Origin of the sequence: Caulobacter sp. Root655 (assembly GCF_001427665.1) — a bacterium.
GTDB lineage: Bacteria > Pseudomonadota > Alphaproteobacteria > Caulobacterales > Caulobacteraceae > Caulobacter.
Window position 1 is genome coordinate 185,304 of record NZ_LMHC01000024.1, and the last position, 14,827, is coordinate 200,130.

16 protein-coding genes and 1 tRNA gene are annotated in these 14,827 nt (G+C 68.0%); 9 read left to right on the forward strand and 8 right to left on the reverse strand.

Annotated elements, in window-relative coordinates; genetic code table 11:
* Positions 1-84: 84 nt before the first annotated feature.
* On the reverse strand, positions 85-582 hold the full coding sequence (gene folK / locus ASD79_RS18695; RefSeq protein ID WP_082585037.1) for a 2-amino-4-hydroxy-6-hydroxymethyldihydropteridine diphosphokinase: 498 nt from the start codon (positions 580-582) through the stop codon (positions 85-87).
* Positions 583-638: 56 nt separating this feature from the next.
* Between folK and ASD79_RS18700 the strand changes: the two genes are divergently transcribed.
* The gene (locus ASD79_RS18700; protein WP_056724429.1) at positions 639-1,256 is read left to right on the forward strand and encodes an NYN domain-containing protein; all 618 of its coding nucleotides are present in this window, start codon (positions 639-641) and stop codon (positions 1,254-1,256) included.
* Position 1,257: 1 nt separating this feature from the next.
* Entirely contained in the window at positions 1,258-1,935 is a 678-nt protein-coding gene (locus tag ASD79_RS18705; protein WP_056724431.1) for a uracil-DNA glycosylase, read from the forward strand.
* Between the two features lie 241 nt (positions 1,936-2,176).
* Here the strand turns inward: ASD79_RS18705 and ASD79_RS18710 are convergent, their stop codons facing one another.
* Complete coding sequence (locus tag ASD79_RS18710; protein ID WP_056724433.1) at positions 2,177-3,031, reverse strand: NAD(P)-dependent oxidoreductase; 855 nt, start codon at positions 3,029-3,031, stop codon at positions 2,177-2,179.
* A gap of 125 nt (positions 3,032-3,156) precedes the next feature.
* On the opposite strand from ASD79_RS18710, the gene ASD79_RS18715 reads away from it, so the two are divergent.
* Together ASD79_RS18715 and ASD79_RS18720 are read left to right on the forward strand one after the other, a co-directional pair.
* Positions 3,157-4,056, forward strand: a complete 900-nt coding sequence (locus tag ASD79_RS18715; RefSeq protein ID WP_056724435.1) for a flagellar motor protein MotB — start codon at positions 3,157-3,159, stop codon at positions 4,054-4,056.
* Positions 4,057-4,181: 125 nt separating this feature from the next.
* On the forward strand, positions 4,182-5,039 hold the full coding sequence (locus tag ASD79_RS18720; protein WP_056724436.1) for an arginyltransferase: 858 nt from the start codon (positions 4,182-4,184) through the stop codon (positions 5,037-5,039).
* Between the two features lie 116 nt (positions 5,040-5,155).
* Here the strand turns inward: ASD79_RS18720 and ASD79_RS18725 are convergent, their stop codons facing one another.
* Genes ASD79_RS18725 through ASD79_RS18740 form a run of 4 tightly spaced genes read right to left on the reverse strand, consistent with a single transcriptional unit; the run spans position 5,156 to position 9,225 of the window.
* Positions 5,156-5,923 carry an SDR family oxidoreductase gene (locus ASD79_RS18725; protein WP_056724758.1) on the reverse strand — a complete coding sequence of 256 codons (768 nt, stop codon included), beginning with the start codon at positions 5,921-5,923 and terminating at the stop codon, positions 5,156-5,158.
* A gap of 26 nt (positions 5,924-5,949) precedes the next feature.
* Complete coding sequence (locus ASD79_RS18730) at positions 5,950-6,885, reverse strand: nitronate monooxygenase family protein (protein WP_056724438.1); 936 nt, start codon at positions 6,883-6,885, stop codon at positions 5,950-5,952.
* Positions 6,882-7,859: a zinc-binding alcohol dehydrogenase family protein gene (locus tag ASD79_RS18735; protein ID WP_056724440.1), complete on the reverse strand. Its 978-nt coding sequence runs from the start codon at positions 7,857-7,859 to the stop codon at positions 6,882-6,884. The genes ASD79_RS18730 and ASD79_RS18735 overlap by 4 nt, the downstream gene beginning before the upstream one ends.
* Before the next feature lie 46 nt (positions 7,860-7,905).
* On the reverse strand, positions 7,906-9,225 hold the full coding sequence (locus tag ASD79_RS18740) for a serine hydrolase (RefSeq protein WP_056724442.1): 1,320 nt from the start codon (positions 9,223-9,225) through the stop codon (positions 7,906-7,908).
* Positions 9,226-9,385: 160 nt separating this feature from the next.
* Between ASD79_RS18740 and ASD79_RS18745 the strand changes: the two genes are divergently transcribed.
* Positions 9,386-9,461 (forward strand) — tRNA-Thr (locus ASD79_RS18745).
* Between the two features lie 289 nt (positions 9,462-9,750).
* On the opposite strand, the gene ASD79_RS18750 is transcribed toward ASD79_RS18745, so the two are convergent.
* On the reverse strand, positions 9,751-10,644 hold the full coding sequence (locus ASD79_RS18750; protein WP_056724444.1) for a LysR family transcriptional regulator: 894 nt from the start codon (positions 10,642-10,644) through the stop codon (positions 9,751-9,753).
* A 100-nt stretch (positions 10,645-10,744) separates the two neighbouring features.
* Between ASD79_RS18750 and ASD79_RS18755 the strand changes: the two genes are divergently transcribed.
* Both ASD79_RS18755 and ASD79_RS18760 read left to right on the forward strand, forming a co-directional pair.
* Positions 10,745-11,626 carry an SDR family oxidoreductase gene (locus ASD79_RS18755; protein WP_056724446.1) on the forward strand — a complete coding sequence of 294 codons (882 nt, stop codon included), beginning with the start codon at positions 10,745-10,747 and terminating at the stop codon, positions 11,624-11,626.
* A 30-nt stretch (positions 11,627-11,656) separates the two neighbouring features.
* The gene (locus ASD79_RS18760; protein ID WP_056724448.1) at positions 11,657-12,133 is read left to right on the forward strand and encodes an SRPBCC family protein; all 477 of its coding nucleotides are present in this window, start codon (positions 11,657-11,659) and stop codon (positions 12,131-12,133) included.
* 24 nt (positions 12,134-12,157) lie between these two features.
* On the opposite strand, the gene ASD79_RS18765 is transcribed toward ASD79_RS18760, so the two are convergent.
* Positions 12,158-13,072 carry a LysR family transcriptional regulator gene (locus ASD79_RS18765; RefSeq protein WP_056724450.1) on the reverse strand — a complete coding sequence of 305 codons (915 nt, stop codon included), beginning with the start codon at positions 13,070-13,072 and terminating at the stop codon, positions 12,158-12,160.
* Positions 13,073-13,196: 124 nt separating this feature from the next.
* On the opposite strand from ASD79_RS18765, the gene ASD79_RS18770 reads away from it, so the two are divergent.
* Both ASD79_RS18770 and ASD79_RS18775 read left to right on the forward strand, forming a co-directional pair.
* A complete protein-coding gene (locus ASD79_RS18770) occupies positions 13,197-13,805 on the forward strand; it encodes an isochorismatase family protein (RefSeq protein WP_056724453.1) in 609 nt (202 codons plus the stop codon).
* Between the two features lie 34 nt (positions 13,806-13,839).
* Positions 13,840-14,742: a pirin family protein gene (locus tag ASD79_RS18775; protein WP_056724455.1), complete on the forward strand. Its 903-nt coding sequence runs from the start codon at positions 13,840-13,842 to the stop codon at positions 14,740-14,742.
* Positions 14,743-14,827 lie beyond the last annotated feature (85 nt).

Sequence of the window (14,827 nt, forward strand, 5' to 3'; positions counted from 1 at the left end):
GGCCGCGAATTAAAGTTTGGCAATGTTGACGGACGACCGGGGACACACGCTCACCCCAGAGCGTCCTGCGATCCTGCCGTCGTGTTAGCGGTGGGTGGGTGTCCCCAACTCTGGCGCGGCGTCCGTCCCGACCGTCGCTTCCGTCGCCAGCTCGCCAGCCGTTCGTCCGCCGACCGGATGCCGCCAACCCGGCGCGATCTCCGCCAGCGGGCCCATCACGAACAGCCGCTCCCGCGCGCGGGGATGGGGCACGACCACCTCGCCCTTGAGCACCGTCCGGCCGTGGGCGACCAGGTCGAGGTCCAGGGTGCGGGGGGCGTTGGGCTGGCCGCGCCGGCGGTCGAAGCGGGCCTCGATGCGATGCAGCGCCGCCAGCGCCGCGTCCGCCGCCAGCGTCGTCTCGACCAGGGCCACGCCGTTGAGATAGGCTGGCGCGGTCGGGTCGGGCCAGGCGGCCGAGGTCCACCACGAGGAGCAGGCCGCGACCTTCAGCCCCTCGGACGCCAGGGCCTCGACTGCGGCGTCCAACAGAGCCTCGCGACTCGGGTAAGCTCCCGCCAGGCTGCAGCCCAGCGCCACCACCGTCACGTCATCCAGCCAATTTTGATCGAACTGATTTTTCAAGGAATTCCGACCCAGTGACCTTCTATCCGACCGAGCGCCTGGCGCTGTTCATCGACGGGGCCAATTTCTTCTCCGCCGCCAAGGCCCTGAACCTCGACATCGACTACCGCAAGCTGCTGGACGAGTTCCGCAAGCGCGGCGTGCTGGTGCGGGCCTATTACTACACCGCCATCGCCGAAAACGAGGAGTATTCCCCGATCCGGCCGCTGGTCGACTGGCTCGACTACAACGGCTTCACCCTGGTGACCAAGCCGGCCCGCGAATTCACCGACAGCCAGGGCCGCAAGCGCTGGCGCGGCGACATGGACGTCGAGATCGCCGTCGACATGCTGGAGATGGCCGCCACGGTCGATCACCTGGTGCTGTTCTCCGGCGACGGCGACTTCCGCGCCCTGGTCGAGGCCGTGCAGCGCAAGGGCCGCCGCGTCACCGTGGTCTCCACCATGAAGAGCCAGCCGCCGATGACCAGCGACGACCTGCGCCGCCAGGCCGACAACTTCGTCGACCTGGCCGACCTGGGCGCCATCATCGGCCGCCCGCAGCGCGGCAATCCCCTGCCCCGCTTCGTCACCGAGCCGGCGCGATCGTCGGAACGCGACATGCCAGACCGCGACATGGACGACGAAGACTAGGATGGCCCAGCACTCCAACATCCCCGGCGAGGTCGTGCCCTCACGCGCCGAGCCGCCGCGCGACTGCCCGCTGTGCCCGCGGCTGGTGGCCTATCGTCGCGAGAACCAGGACCTCTATCCCGACTGGTTCAACGGCCCCGCCCCGTCGTTCGGCGACAGGGACGCCCGGCTGCTGGTCGTCGGCCTGGCTCCGGGCCGCAAGGGGGCCAACCGCACCGGCCGGCCGTTCACCGGCGACTATGCCGGGACCCTGCTCTACGACACCCTGATCAAGTACGGCTTCGCCACCGGCAAGTTCGAAGCCCGGCCCGACGACAGCCTGAAACTGGTCGGCAGCGCGGTGACCAACGCCGTGCGCTGCGCCCCGCCCGGCAACAAGCCCGAGACCTCGGAAGAGAACAACTGCCGCCCCTTCCTGACCGCACGGCTGGAAATGTTCCCCAAGCTGAAGGCCATTGTCACCCTGGGCGACGTCTCGCGACGGAACCTGCTGAAGGCCCTGGGCCTGAAGGCCTCGGCGGGCATCCCCGGCCACGGCTCGGAGTTCCAGGCCGGGCCGTACCGGGTGTTCAACAGCTATCACTGCTCGCGGCTGAACACCAACACCGGGCGGCTGACAACGCCGATGTTCGAGGACCTGTTCGGGCGGGTGAAGACGTATCTGGACGAGGTGGAGTAGTGTTCGAGAAACCCTCTCCCAGCGGGAGAGGGAGGGGCCCGCCGCGTAGCGGTGGGAAGGTGAGGGATTACACCCTCACCGTTTTCCTCAACGCCCTACCGGCACGCCGTTAGGCGTCAAAACCCCTCACCCTCCCAAGCTTCGCTTGGGTCCCTCCCTCTCCCCATGGGAGAGGGTTTTAAGCTCATCACACCAGCCCGGATCCGGCCGACCGTGGGGTGGTACGTCATGGCGCCTACCCCTACTTCTCTAGCCGCGCCACCAGGCTGGAGGTGTCCCACCGCTGGCCGCCCATCGCCTGGACCTCCTGGTAGAAGCCGTCGATCAGAGCCGTGGTCTCCAGCCGGGCGCCGTTGACGGCCGCCTCGCCCAGGGCGATGCCGAGGTCCTTGCGCATCCAGTCGACCGCGAAGCCGAAGTCGAACTTGCCCTCCGACATGGTCTTCCAGCGGTTCTCCATCTGCCACGACTGGGCGGCGCCCTTGGAGATCGCCGCCAGCACGTCGTCGGTCGGCAGGCCGGCGCGCTTGGCGAAGTGCAGGGCCTCGGCGACGCCCTGCACGACCCCGGCGATGGCGATCTGGTTGCACATCTTGGTCAATTGGCCCGCGCCCGACGGTCCCATGTGGCGGATGGCCTTGGCGTAGGCGTCCAGCACCGGCTCGACCCGGGCGTAGGCGGCCTCGTCGCCGCCGGCCATGATCGTCAGCTGGCCGTTCTCGGCCCCCGCCTGACCGCCCGACACCGGGGCGTCGATGAACCACCGGCCGGCGGCGCGCGCCGCCGCGTCCATCTCGCGGGCCACGGTGGCCGAGGTGGTGGTGTGGTCGACGATCACCCCGCCCGCCGCTATCGCCGGCAGAGCCTGCGCCACGACGTCGCGGACGTCATCGTCATTGCCGACGCACAGCACCACCAGTTCCGCGCCCGCCACCGCCTCGGCGATGGTCGGCCTGGCGCCGCCGCCATGCTTTTCGACCCAGCGCGCGGCCTTTTCCGGACTGCGGTTGAAGACCGTGACGTCGTGGCCGGCCGCCTTCAGGTGGCCGGCCATCGGAAAGCCCATCACGCCCAGGCCGATAAACGCCGTCTTCATGGTCGAACTCCTCACATGGCCTGCGCCCTTCCCCGCGACATCGCCCTTCGCGGCCGCGATCGCAACGGCATTTTAACGTCCAGGCCCCAGGTTCCGGGGAACAGGGTTAAGCAGGCTTAAGCACAATGGCCGTCAGCGGCGAACAGCCGATCGTCATCAAGAAGGTCAAGAAGGTCGTCGGCGGGGGTCACCACGGCGGCGCCTGGAAGGTGGCCTATGCCGACTTCGTGACCGCGATGATGGCCTTCTTCCTGCTGATGTGGCTGCTGAACGTCACCAGCCCCGAGCAGAAACAGGGCATCGCCGACTATTTCGCGCCGGCCTCGATCTCGCAGACCACCAGCGGTTCGGGCGGCATTCTCGGCGGCACGTCGCTGGGCGACGACGGCGCCAAGGCCGACGGCAAGATGTCGGTCGTCCAGCAGATGGCCCCCGAGGCCCCGACGGAAACCAGCAAGGACGGCCAGAGCTCGACCACCGCCAGCCTCGACTCGGCCAGCGAGCAGGCTCTGCGCGACGCCCTGGCCAAGAAGGAGCAGGACAGCTTCGCCTCGGCCGCCCAGTCGCTGCGCCAGTCGCTGCAGGAAATGCCGGAGCTGGCCGAACTGTCCAAGCAGATCATGATCGACCAGACCCCCGAGGGCCTGCGCATCCAGCTGATCGACCAGGACGGCCGCTCGATGTTCAAGGAGAACTCGCGCGAGCCGAACGACCGGGCCCGCATCCTGCTGCGCGCCATCTCCAAGATCATCAACCAGCTGCCCAACCGCATCACCATCTCGGGCCACACCAGCGCCAGCGCCGCCGGCAAGCGGGCCGACTCGGACTGGGCCCTGTCGGCCGGGCGCGCCGACGCCTCGCGCCAGATCCTGCGCGGGGCCGGCGTCGACGAGGACCGCATCTACCAGGTGTCGGGCAAGGCCAATTCCGAGCCGCTGTACGCGGACGATCCCACCCTGGCCGGCAACCGGCGCATCTCGATCGTGCTGCTGCGCGAAAAGCCCGTGCTGCCCGATGGCCTTTGACGGGAGCCTGTGACGCGATGCCGCTGACCTCGCCGGCATGGCTTGCGCAAGCGGCGCGGATGCCCCCTAATCGGCTATCGGCCAGGATCGGCTGGCCGAACCACTAGAGGGAACAGGCGCTTTCCGTGACGCAGCATTTTCCGACGCGACAGCTGCGGTTCTTCCTGACGGCGCCCACGCCTTGCCCCTACCTGCCCGGCCGCGAGGAGCGGAAGGTCTTCGCCCACTTGCCGCTGTCCGACGGCCCCACGGTCAATGACAGCCTGACCCAGGTCGGCTTCCGCCGCTCGCAGAACATCGCCTACCGCCCCGCCTGCGAGACCTGCCGCGCCTGCCAGTCGGCCCGCGCCCCGGCCGGCGACTACGTATTTTCGCGCTCCGAGCGCCGGGCCCTGGTCCGCAACACCGACCTGGAGCGCCACCTGGTCGAGGCCGAGGCCACGCTGGAGCAGTTCGAGCTGCTGCGCCGCTACCTGCTGACCCGCCACGCCGACGGCGGCATGGCCGAGATGACCTGGCCTGACTACGTGGCCATGGTCGAGGACACGGCGGTCCGCACCCACCTGATCGAATACCGCCTGCGCTCGCAGGACCGCGGCCCCGGCGACCTGATCGCCTGCGTGCTGGTCGACGTCCTCGCCGACGGCCTGTCGCTGGTCTACAGCTTCTACGACCCCACCCTGGTCAAGCGCAGCCTGGGCTCGTTCATCATCCTGGACCACATCCTCCAGGCCCAGATCAACAACCTGCCCTATGTCTATCTGGGCTACTGGGTGCCGGGCAGCGAGAAGATGGCCTACAAGGCCCGCTTCTCGCCGCTGGAGATCCTCAAGCCCGGCGGCTGGGCCCTGATGTCGGCCCGCGAACGCGGCGCGAGGCCGCCCAAGCCGGTCGGCGGCGGCGGATCCACCACTGCCGGGGTGGAACTCAGCGACGCCGAGCCGGCGGAACTGGCGGGCTTCCCGTCGCCGGGGAAGCCTTAGGCGCTTTGCGTCCTTCGAGGCTCGGCTTCGCCTCGCACCTCAGGATGAGGAAGTCAGAGCAACAAAGCTCCTCATCCTGAGGCGCCCGCGCAGCGGGCCTCGAAGGACGCACTGACCTACCGCGCGAAACTCACCCCGCCGTCCACGGTCACGGCCGAGCCCGTCACATAGTCCCCGGCCCGCGAGGCCAGGAAGATCGCCGTCCCGGCCATGTCCTCGGTCGTGCCGATGCGGCCGGCCGGGATGCGCTGCGACACCGCCTCGGCGTGGTCGCGGGCCACCTTGTTCATGTCCGAGGCGAAGGCGCCGGGCGCGATGCAGCTGACGGCGATGTTGTCGCCCGCCAGGCGCAGGGCCATGCGCTTGGTCATGTGCAGCAGGCCAGCCTTGCTGGCGCCGTAGGGATAGGTCTCCTCGCCAGCCACCGACTGGCCATCGATCGAGGCGATGTTGATGACCTTGGCGACGTGGTCCTTGCCGGCCGCGCGCAGGTGGCCGATCAGGGCCTGGGTCAGGAAGAACGGGGTCTTCATGTTGAGGTCGACGACCTTGTCCCAGCCGCTCTCGGGGAACTCGTCGAAGGGCGCGCCCCAGGCGGCGCCGGCGTTGTTGACCAGGATGTCCAGCTTGTCCTCGCGCTCGGCGATCCGCGCCACCAGGCCGTTGATCCCCTCCAGGGTCGAGACGTCGGCCGGCAGCGAGACGCACTCGCCGATCGCCGACAGTTCCTCGGCGGCGGCGTCGCAGGCGGCGGCCTTGCGGGCCGACACATAGACCCGGCGGGCGCCGTAGGTGAGGAAGCCCTCGGCGATCATCTTGCCGATGCCGCGCGAGCCGCCGGTGACCAGGGCGACGCGGCCCTTCAGGGAAAACAGGTTCTGCATCATGGCCTTGTCTTTCAGAAGTGGGTTCAAAAGTGTCTGGCGGCGCTGAGCGCGCCGAGCCGTTGGGTGATGGCGAAGAATTCGGCGACGGTTTCGTCGATGATCTGGGCGGCGGGTTTCACTTCGTCGATCAGGCCGACCGTCTGCCCCGCGAGCGCGGGCGCCGCCTCCATGTCGCCGCCGAAATAGACGCCCAGAATGCCCTTGAGGGCGTCTGGCGGCATCAGGCCGGCCTCATGGATTTCCCGCGTGCGTTCGGACTTCAGGGCGCGGATACAGGGGCTGGCCTTCTTGTTGAGAATCCAGGTGCCCGTCTCCTTGGAGCCGGTGATGGCGGCCTTGTAGTTGTCGTGCACCGGGCTCTCGGCGGCGCTGACGAAGCGGGTGCCCATCTGCACGGCCTCGGCCCCCAGGGCGAAGGCGGCGGCCATGCCGCGACCATCGCAGATGCCGCCGGCCGCGATCAGCGGCACGTCGACCCGGGCCCGGATGGCCTGCAGCAAGACCAGGGTCGAGACCTCCTCGGGGTTCTTGAAGCCCCCGCCCTCGGCCCCCTCGACCACCAGGCCGTCGATCCCGGCCTCGGCGCATTTCACGGCGGCGTCGACCGTCGGCACGGCGTGGTAGACGACGATCCCGGCGTCCTTCAGCGGCCCGATGAACTTGGCCGGGCTGCCGGCCGAGGTGGTGACGAACTTGACGCCGCTCTCGCAGACGAAACGCAGCATGGCGTCGTCCTTGAGGAACAGGATCGGCAGGTTGACCCCGAACGGCAGGCCGCTGTCGGCCATCTTGCGGATCTCGGCCTTGCAGTTTTCGGTCTCGCCGGACGAGGTCTCGATGATCCCCAATCCCCCGGCCCTTGAGACGGCGCTGGCCAGGGGATAGCGGGCGATCCAGCCCATCGGGGCCTGGACGATGGGGTACTTGGCGCCCGTGTGGGCCAGGACGCGATTACTCATTTGGCGGGCGCTTCGGGGATCAGCAGCACCCGGCCGACGGCCTGGCGGCTCTCGATATAGGCGTGGGCGGCGGCGGCCTCCGACAGCGGGAAGGTCCGGTCGATCACCACCTGAAGCTCGCCGCGCGCGGCCTCGTCGATCAGTTGCTGGATCATGTCGTGGACGCGGTCGGTCATGATCTCGGCCCCCAGGAACACGCCCGACAGCGACCGGTTGCCGCCCATCAGCGACGACACGTCCACCTTGGTCGGCTCGCGTCCGGCCATGCCGACCAGCGAGATGCGGCCGCGGTAGCCCAGGGCCAGGATGCTGCCCTGCAAGGTCTGGCCGCCGACCGGATCGACCACCAGGTCGACGCCCTTGCCGCCGGTCAGCTTCATGACCTGCTCGACCACGTCGTCGCGGCCGTAATTGATACCGTGGTCGAGGCCGAAGGCCTTCAGCTTCTCCAGCCGTTCGTCGCTGGAGGCGGTGGCCAGCACCGTCGCCCCGGCCCGCTTGGCCAGCTGGATGGCGGCGATGCCGACCGCGCCGGCCCCGGCCTGGACCAGCACGGTCTCGCCGGCCTTCAGGCGGCCGGTCCCGAACAGGCACTCATGCGCCGTACCGAACGGCACCGGGATGGCGGAGGCTTGCCGGATGTCGAAGCCGTCGGGGATCGACCAGGCGTTGCGAGCCGGCACGCCGCGCAGCGCCGCGTGCGAGCCGAAGGCGTTCACGGTGACGACCTTCTGGCCGACCTTCAGGTGCGTGACCTCGGCCCCGACCTCGACGATCTCGCCGGCCGCCTGGTAGCCGACGATGTGCGGGCTGCCGGCCATCTGGCCGCCGCCGCGGTTGAGGGTGTCGCCGCCCTCGATGCTGACCGCCTCGACGCGGATCACCACGCCGCCAGCGTGGCATTCCGGATCGGCGAGGTCCTCATAGCGGAACACGTCCGGCGAACCGGTTTCGTAATAGACGGCGGCCTTCATGGGGCGCTCCCTAAGCTTCTGTTTTCGTTGGCCCAAAACGGGGCGGTTACTTGGTTGGATCGACCAGGGCCTGGTAGACCAGGGTGGCGGCGTCCAGATCGATACGGGCCAGGGTCGGATCGGCCTCCTTGCCCAGGATGTGGATCATTCCCAGCATGAACAGGTCGTTCTTGGGGTCGATCCAGAACCAGGTGCCGGCCGCCCCGCCCCAACTATAGGTCCCCTCGCCCTGCAACGTTCCCGCTCGGACCGGGTCGGTGACCACCGCGACGTCGAGGCCGAAGCCCAGTCCGCGGGCCGGCGAGAACATCGCCCCCGGCGCGCCCATGACGGGGTCGGACAGGTGGTTGCCGGCCATCAGCGCGATCGTGCCCGGGGCCAGGATCCGCGCGCCGTCCAACTGGCCGCCGTTCAGCAGCATCTGAGCGAAGCGGGCGTAGTCGGCGGTGGTCGAGACCAGCCCGCCGCCGCCCGAGGCCACCGGCGGCGGCTTGCTGACGTCCAGCACCATGAAGTTGTCGGCCACGACCAGCTTCTTGGCCTTCGGGTCGATCGCGTAGAGCGTAGCCAGGCGGTCGGTCTTGGCCGGCGGCAGCCAGAAGCCGGTGTCGACCATCTTCAGCGGGCCGAAGATCCGGCTCTGCATGAAGTCCGCCAGGCTCTGGCCCGACAGCTTCTCGACGATATAGCCCTGCACGTCGACCGAGGCGCTGTAGCGCCACTCCGTGCCCGGCTGGCTGGCCAGAGGCAGCTTGGACAGGGTGTCGATGAAGGCCCGCGGGGTCTTGGAGCTGAGCAGGCCGCTGTCGCGATAGGCCTTCTCGACCGGCTGGTCGGTGCGCAGACCATAGGCGAAGCCGCCCGTGTGGCTCATGATCTCGCGCATGGTCGGCGGCCGCGAGGCGGGTTCGGTGATGAAGGTCCCGTCCGGGTTCTGGCCCTTGTAGACCCGCAGGTCGGCGAATTCGGGCACGAACTTGGTGACCGGATCGTCGAGGCGCCACTTGCCCTCCTCGAACAGGATCATCATCGCCACGCCGGTCACCGGCTTGGTCTGGGAATAGATCCGGAAGACCGTGTCCTTGGTCATCGGCGCGCCGCCGATCGCCTTCCGGCCGAAGGTCTCGAAGCTGACGACCTTGCCGTGGCGGGCGATCAGGGTGGTGGCGCCCGGCAGGTGGCCCTGGTCGACCAGGCCCTGCATGTAGGCGTCCAGGCGCTTGAGGCGTTCGGGCGAGAAGCCGACGGCCTGGGGCTCGGCGGACGTCAGGATCGCGACCGGCGCGGCCTTCGGGGCGCTCCAGGCGGGACCGCCCGCCAGGGTCAGGACGGCCATCGCCGCCGCCATCGTCAGCCGAACCCGCATCCACTGCCCCCGAACAGTTGTTTGAGAGCACCTTAGCTTGGTTTGGCCCATCGGCAATGACGATAGGAAATCGTCCCCCTCCAAGGGAGAACTTGGAGACGCCCTTGCCCGCCGCCCATCGTTGCGGCTAAGGAGAAGCCCCGCTCGGCGCAGCGGATTGGCCGGTTTAGCTCAGCTGGTAGAGCAGCGGTTTTGTAAACCGAAGGTCACGGGTTCGATTCCTGTAACCGGCACCATTATAACGCATTGTTTTCAAAGACATCCAAGATCGAATTGCTACGGACGCTGGCGTCGAACGGCGGCGTGGAGCCGGCGGCGCTAGACGTTCGCAGTTTGGTACCGAATTGGCGCCCGCTGTCGGACGAAGCCGATCACTACGAGTACGCCTGGCCGTCGGCAACGCCGCCAATAGCGGACTCGCGGAGCATTCCAACAACACGACTTTCAGCCCGTAGCTCTCAGGTCATGAGCGCCCATCTAGCACAATGGGCAGGCCTACTAAGCAGGCATGTCGCCTCGCCGCCCTCAAATTCGGACAAAGGCGGCCAGTTCTTCCGGCTCTCCCGTGGGAAATGCGGACTTGAGGTGATCAAGGAACGCCGACACCCGCGCGCTGAGCAGGCGCCGCGACGGGTAGAGCGTCCAAAGGGCAATTTCTGGCCCGTCGATGTCACCCCAGTGCAACAGGCGGCCCGCCGCCAAGTCGGGACCAACCAGCGAGACGGGAAGTCGCGCGACGCCGACACCAGCCCGAACCGCATCGCGAACCATGATCATCGATGACAGACCAAGGACGGGATCGACCACGATGGTCGAACGCCCAGTCGCGTTCGCCACCTTCCAGGCCTCGGTTCCGGACCCTGCCCCGCGCACGATGGCGGGGACGGCCGATCCGTCCGTGGGCCGGGCAAGATCGGGGCTGGCCACGACCACCAGGCGATCACGCATGAAGGCGCGCCCGACGAGGGTCTCGTCCGGGTCCGGATTCACGCGGATCACCAGATCGTAGCCTTCCTCGACCATGTCGACGGCTCGATCTTCCGTCGTCACCTCCAGGCGGACGTCCGGGAATTTCATGGCGAACTCGGCGGCCAGCCTTCCCATCGCGATCTGCGAGAACAGCAAGGGCGCGCTGATCCGCAGCAATCCGCGGGGGGTGCTCCCGCCGGAAGCAATCCCCGCCGCGGTCTCGTCGAGTTCGGTGAGCAACGCGGCGGTTCGCTCATGGAGCGCCCGTCCCTCCTGGGTGAGCTTCAGCGTCCGCCCGCCACGCTCGAAGAGGCGCAGGCCGAGGCTAGCCTCAAGCTCGACGACCCTGCGCGACAAGGTCGCCTTGGGCCGCCCGGCGGCGCGCGCGGCTCGGCCGACCCCTCCATGCCGCGCGACCAGATTGAAGTCAGCAAGGGCAAGCAAATCCATGCGTTCCACCAGTGAGACATGCTGTTCATATCTAGAGTCTATTGGTCTGCATGTGGATCACTAATTTCCCGGGTGTTCCTTCAAACCCCGGAGATCTTCCATGACCATCCTTGTTACCGGCGCCACCGGCCGTGTCGGCGGCCAAGTCGTCCAGCAACTCGTGCAGCGCGACGCCGACGTGCGCGTCCTGGTCCGCGATCCCTCGAAGGCCAGCTTCCCGGCCGGCGTGGAAGTCGTGCAAGGCGACCTGCTCGACATCGACGCGGTGCGCGCGGCGTTCGCCGGCGTCCGTACGCTGTTCCTGCTCAACGCGGTGGCGGCGGACGAATTCACCCAGGCGCTGATCGCGCTCAACGTCGCCCGCGAGTCCGGCGTCGAACGGGTCGTCTATCTGTCGGTGATCCACGCCGATCGCTTCGTGAACGTGCCGCACTTCGCGGTGAAGTCCGGCGCCGAGCGGATGATCGAGCAGATGGGCTTCAGCGCCACGATCCTGCGCCCGGCCTACTTCATCGACAACGAGCTGACGATCAAGGACGTCGTCCTCGACCACGGCGTCTATCCGATGCCGATTGGCGGCAAGGGCCTGGCCATGGTCGACGCCCGCGACATCGCCGAGGTCGCGGCGATCGAGCTGATCCGCCGCGACCGGGCCCCGGGCAAGCTGCCGATCGAGACCCTCAATCTGGTCGGCCCCGATACGCTGACCGGGTCGGACGTGGCGGCGATCTGGTCGGACGTCCTGGGCCGCCCGGTCGTCTATGGCGGCGATGATCCCACGGCGTTCGAGCAGAACCTGACGAACTTCATGCCCAAATGGATGGCCTATGAAATGCGCCTGATGGCCGAGCGCTTTGTCGGCGACGGCATGCTCCCCGAGGCTGGCGACATCGCGCGCCTGACCGGAATCCTGGGCCGCCCGCTGCACACCTATCGCGACTTCGCGACCCAGATCGCCGCGGCCGCCGCCAAGTCGGCCTGACCGCTCAGCACGCTCCCGAGGAAGACGACCATGATCTATTCAACCGCCACCGTCCCGGTGAACCCGGAAGGCGAAACCAGGCTGACCCGTGCGCAAGTCTGGGCTGGCCTGGAACTCAAGGCCCGCGACGCCCGCCTGTTCCTGCCGCCGGGCCTCTGCACGCACTGCGATGTCGTGGAGGAAAGCGCGACCCATTTCGTCCGCGAAGCCACGATCGGCGGCGCCGACCTCCGCGAGATCGTCACCCTGGAACCTCGGAGCAAGGTCACCTTCTTCCAGGCCGCCGGTCCGCGTGAAGGCGCCATCATCAACGAACTGTTCGAGGATGAGACTGGAGCGCTGCAACTGCGCTTCTATTGCTATCTGGGCCTGCGCGACAAGGAGCCCAACGGCCCCGAAGAGCAGGCCGACCAGAAGCAATTCGACAGCGGCGGCTACAGGATCGCCCTGCTGTCGACGCTGAAGCGGACCCGCGAACTGCTTGCAAGCGACCAACTTCGAGCCTGACGACCAGGCCGCGGAGCCGCTTCTTCAAGAGGCGGCTCCCGTGCGTCGATCGTCGCCTTCCGCACCAGCGTGGCGCTGGAAGCACTCGGCCAGCACATCCCCCAGCACCCGCACCTTGCGCGTCTGGAAATCGCTCGGCGGGCGGACAAGATAGATACCGGCCGGCGGCGAGGGAAAGGCCTCCAGCACCGTGACCAGGGCGCCCGAGGCGATTGCGTCCTGGATCAGGAAATCCGGCAAGGCCGCGATGCCCAGGCCCTGGATCGCGGCGGCGGCCAGGGCCACGCCGTTGTCGGCCTTGAAACGCCCATGGGGCCGAACCGAAAGCATCTGCCCGCCAGTCATGAACCGCCACGTCTCCGTGCCTTGCATGAGGCATTCGTGTTCGGCCAGCGCCTCGGGCGTTTCCGGCGCGCCATGCGTGGCGATGTAGTCGGGACTGGCGACGCAGCGTCCCCGCAGAGGCGCGATCCGGCGTGCAAGCAGGTTGGAATCCGTCAGGTAGCCCACGCGGATGCCGGCATCGAATCCCTCACCGACCAGGTCCACGAAGCGATCGCTGTAGGACGTGTGAACATGCAGCTTGGGGTGTCGACTCGCCAGCAACGCTAGCACCGGCGCGAAGTGGGTGGGTCCCAGCGTCAGCGGCGCCGCGATCCGCAACCGCCCCGTCAACTGGCCTTCCGGGGCGACGGCGTCCCGCGCGGCCTCGATCTCGGCGACCACCCGCGCCGCATGCTGGCGAAAGGTCGCGCCGGCTTCCGTCAGCGCCGCGCCGCGTGTGGTCCGTGTGAGAAGCTCCACGTCGAGGGCGGCCTCCAAGCGCTTCAGGCGACGGCTGACGATCGACTTGGGAAGTCCCAGCCGTCTCGCCCCGGCGGTCACGCCGCCGGCGTCGGCCACTTCGACGAAGGTGGCGAGATCTTCCAGGTCGAACATCGATAGCGTTCCACTTTTCGCGACACAGATGTCGCTTTTGTCAATCTACCATTACCCATATAGGAACGCCAATCTCTCCTCATCGACTGAGGGCATTTGGGCCCTGCCAACCGGAGAGATCCAAATGACCACCTCGCAGCGCGTCTTCAGGCACGAAGACTCGGCCCTCGTGCTGATCGACTACCAGACCGAGATGTTCGACAATGTCCGTTCTGAAACCTCCACCGACCTGATCGACCTGAACGTTCGCCTGCTGATCAAGGCCGCCAAGGCCTTCGGCATGCCCGTCATCCTGTCGACGGTCGGTGTGAAGATGGGCGTGAACCACCCAACCCGTCAGTCCATCGCCGACGAACTGTCGGGCGTCGAGGTCATCGACCGCTCGTCCATGAACGCCTGGGAAGACGGGGCCTTTCGCGCGGCCGTCGAGAAGACCGGACGCAAGAAGCTGATCTTCGGCGCCCTCTACACCGAGATCTGCCTGGCCTTCCCCGTCCTGGAGGCCATGGCCGACGGCTATGACGTGACCTTCGTCGTCGACGCCGTCGGCGGCATGTCGCAGTTGGCCCACCGCACCGCCGTTGAACGGCTGACCCAGGCGGGCGCGGCGCCCAACACCGCCATGGCCGTGGTCACCGAACTGTTTCGCGACTGGGCCTCGCCGGTGGCGAACGACGCCCGCGCTATCCTCACCGCCCACGCAACTGATCTCGCCGCCCTCGCCCCGCGCTGAGCGGTTCAGCAAACCCACGCCCAAGGAGCGCCTCATGTCTCTGGCTACCCTCAACCCCGCCCCGGTCGTCCTGTCATCCCCGCGTCCGATCGTTCACCGCACGCGGGGGCGCGGCCACGGACCGATCACCCGGCTGATGAGCCCTGGCGACCTGGGTCAGGCGCTGAAGCCCTTCGTCTTCCTCGACCTGTTCGAGGCCGATCCCCGGATGATGGCGGAAAGCATGGGGATTCATCCCCACTCGGGCATCGCCACCATCACGCTCCTCACTCAAGGCGATCTTCGCTTCGATGACCCGGACGCCGGGCAAGGCACGATCGGCTACGGCGGCGTCGAATGGATGCGGGCCGGCGGCGGGGTCTGGCATGGCAAGGAACTGTCGGCCGGCGCTTCGGCGCGGATCCAGGGCTTCCAGCTGTGGATCGCGCTGCCGCCCGAGACGGAGAACGCGCCGTCCGAGAGCCAATATATTCCGGCGGAAGGCATCGCCAATGTCGGACCGGCCCATGTGATCCTTGGCCAGTACGAGGGCGTTGGCAGCCCTGTCCGCGCGCCGGCCGGCGTCAACTATCTGCTGGTCACGCTGCGGCCGGGCGAAACCTGGTCGTACACGCCGCCAGCCGGGCACGAGGCCGCCTGGGTAGCCGTCGCCAGCGGCAAGCTTCAGACCACCGAGGCGCTGTCTGGCGGCGACATGGCCGTCTTCGCCCCGTCGCAGGACAGGATCATCTTCTCCGCGCTGGGCGACCAGGACGCCGTCTTCGTGCTGGGTTCGGCCGCACCGCACCCGCATGACCTGCACATGGGCTACTATTCGGTCCACACCTCGGCCGAAGCCCTCGTGCGCGGCGAGAGCCGGATCGCCGAGCTTGGCCGGGCCTTGGCCGAGGCGGGCGACCGCCGCACCCAGTCTGGCTCTACGCCCGTCTTCCGCTGAAACCAGACCACACGGGCGGCGAGCCGCCCGCCCCGCCCTCGTTCTCGTGATCCTCAAGGCCGGGGGAGCGGCGTCCGCGGGTGTC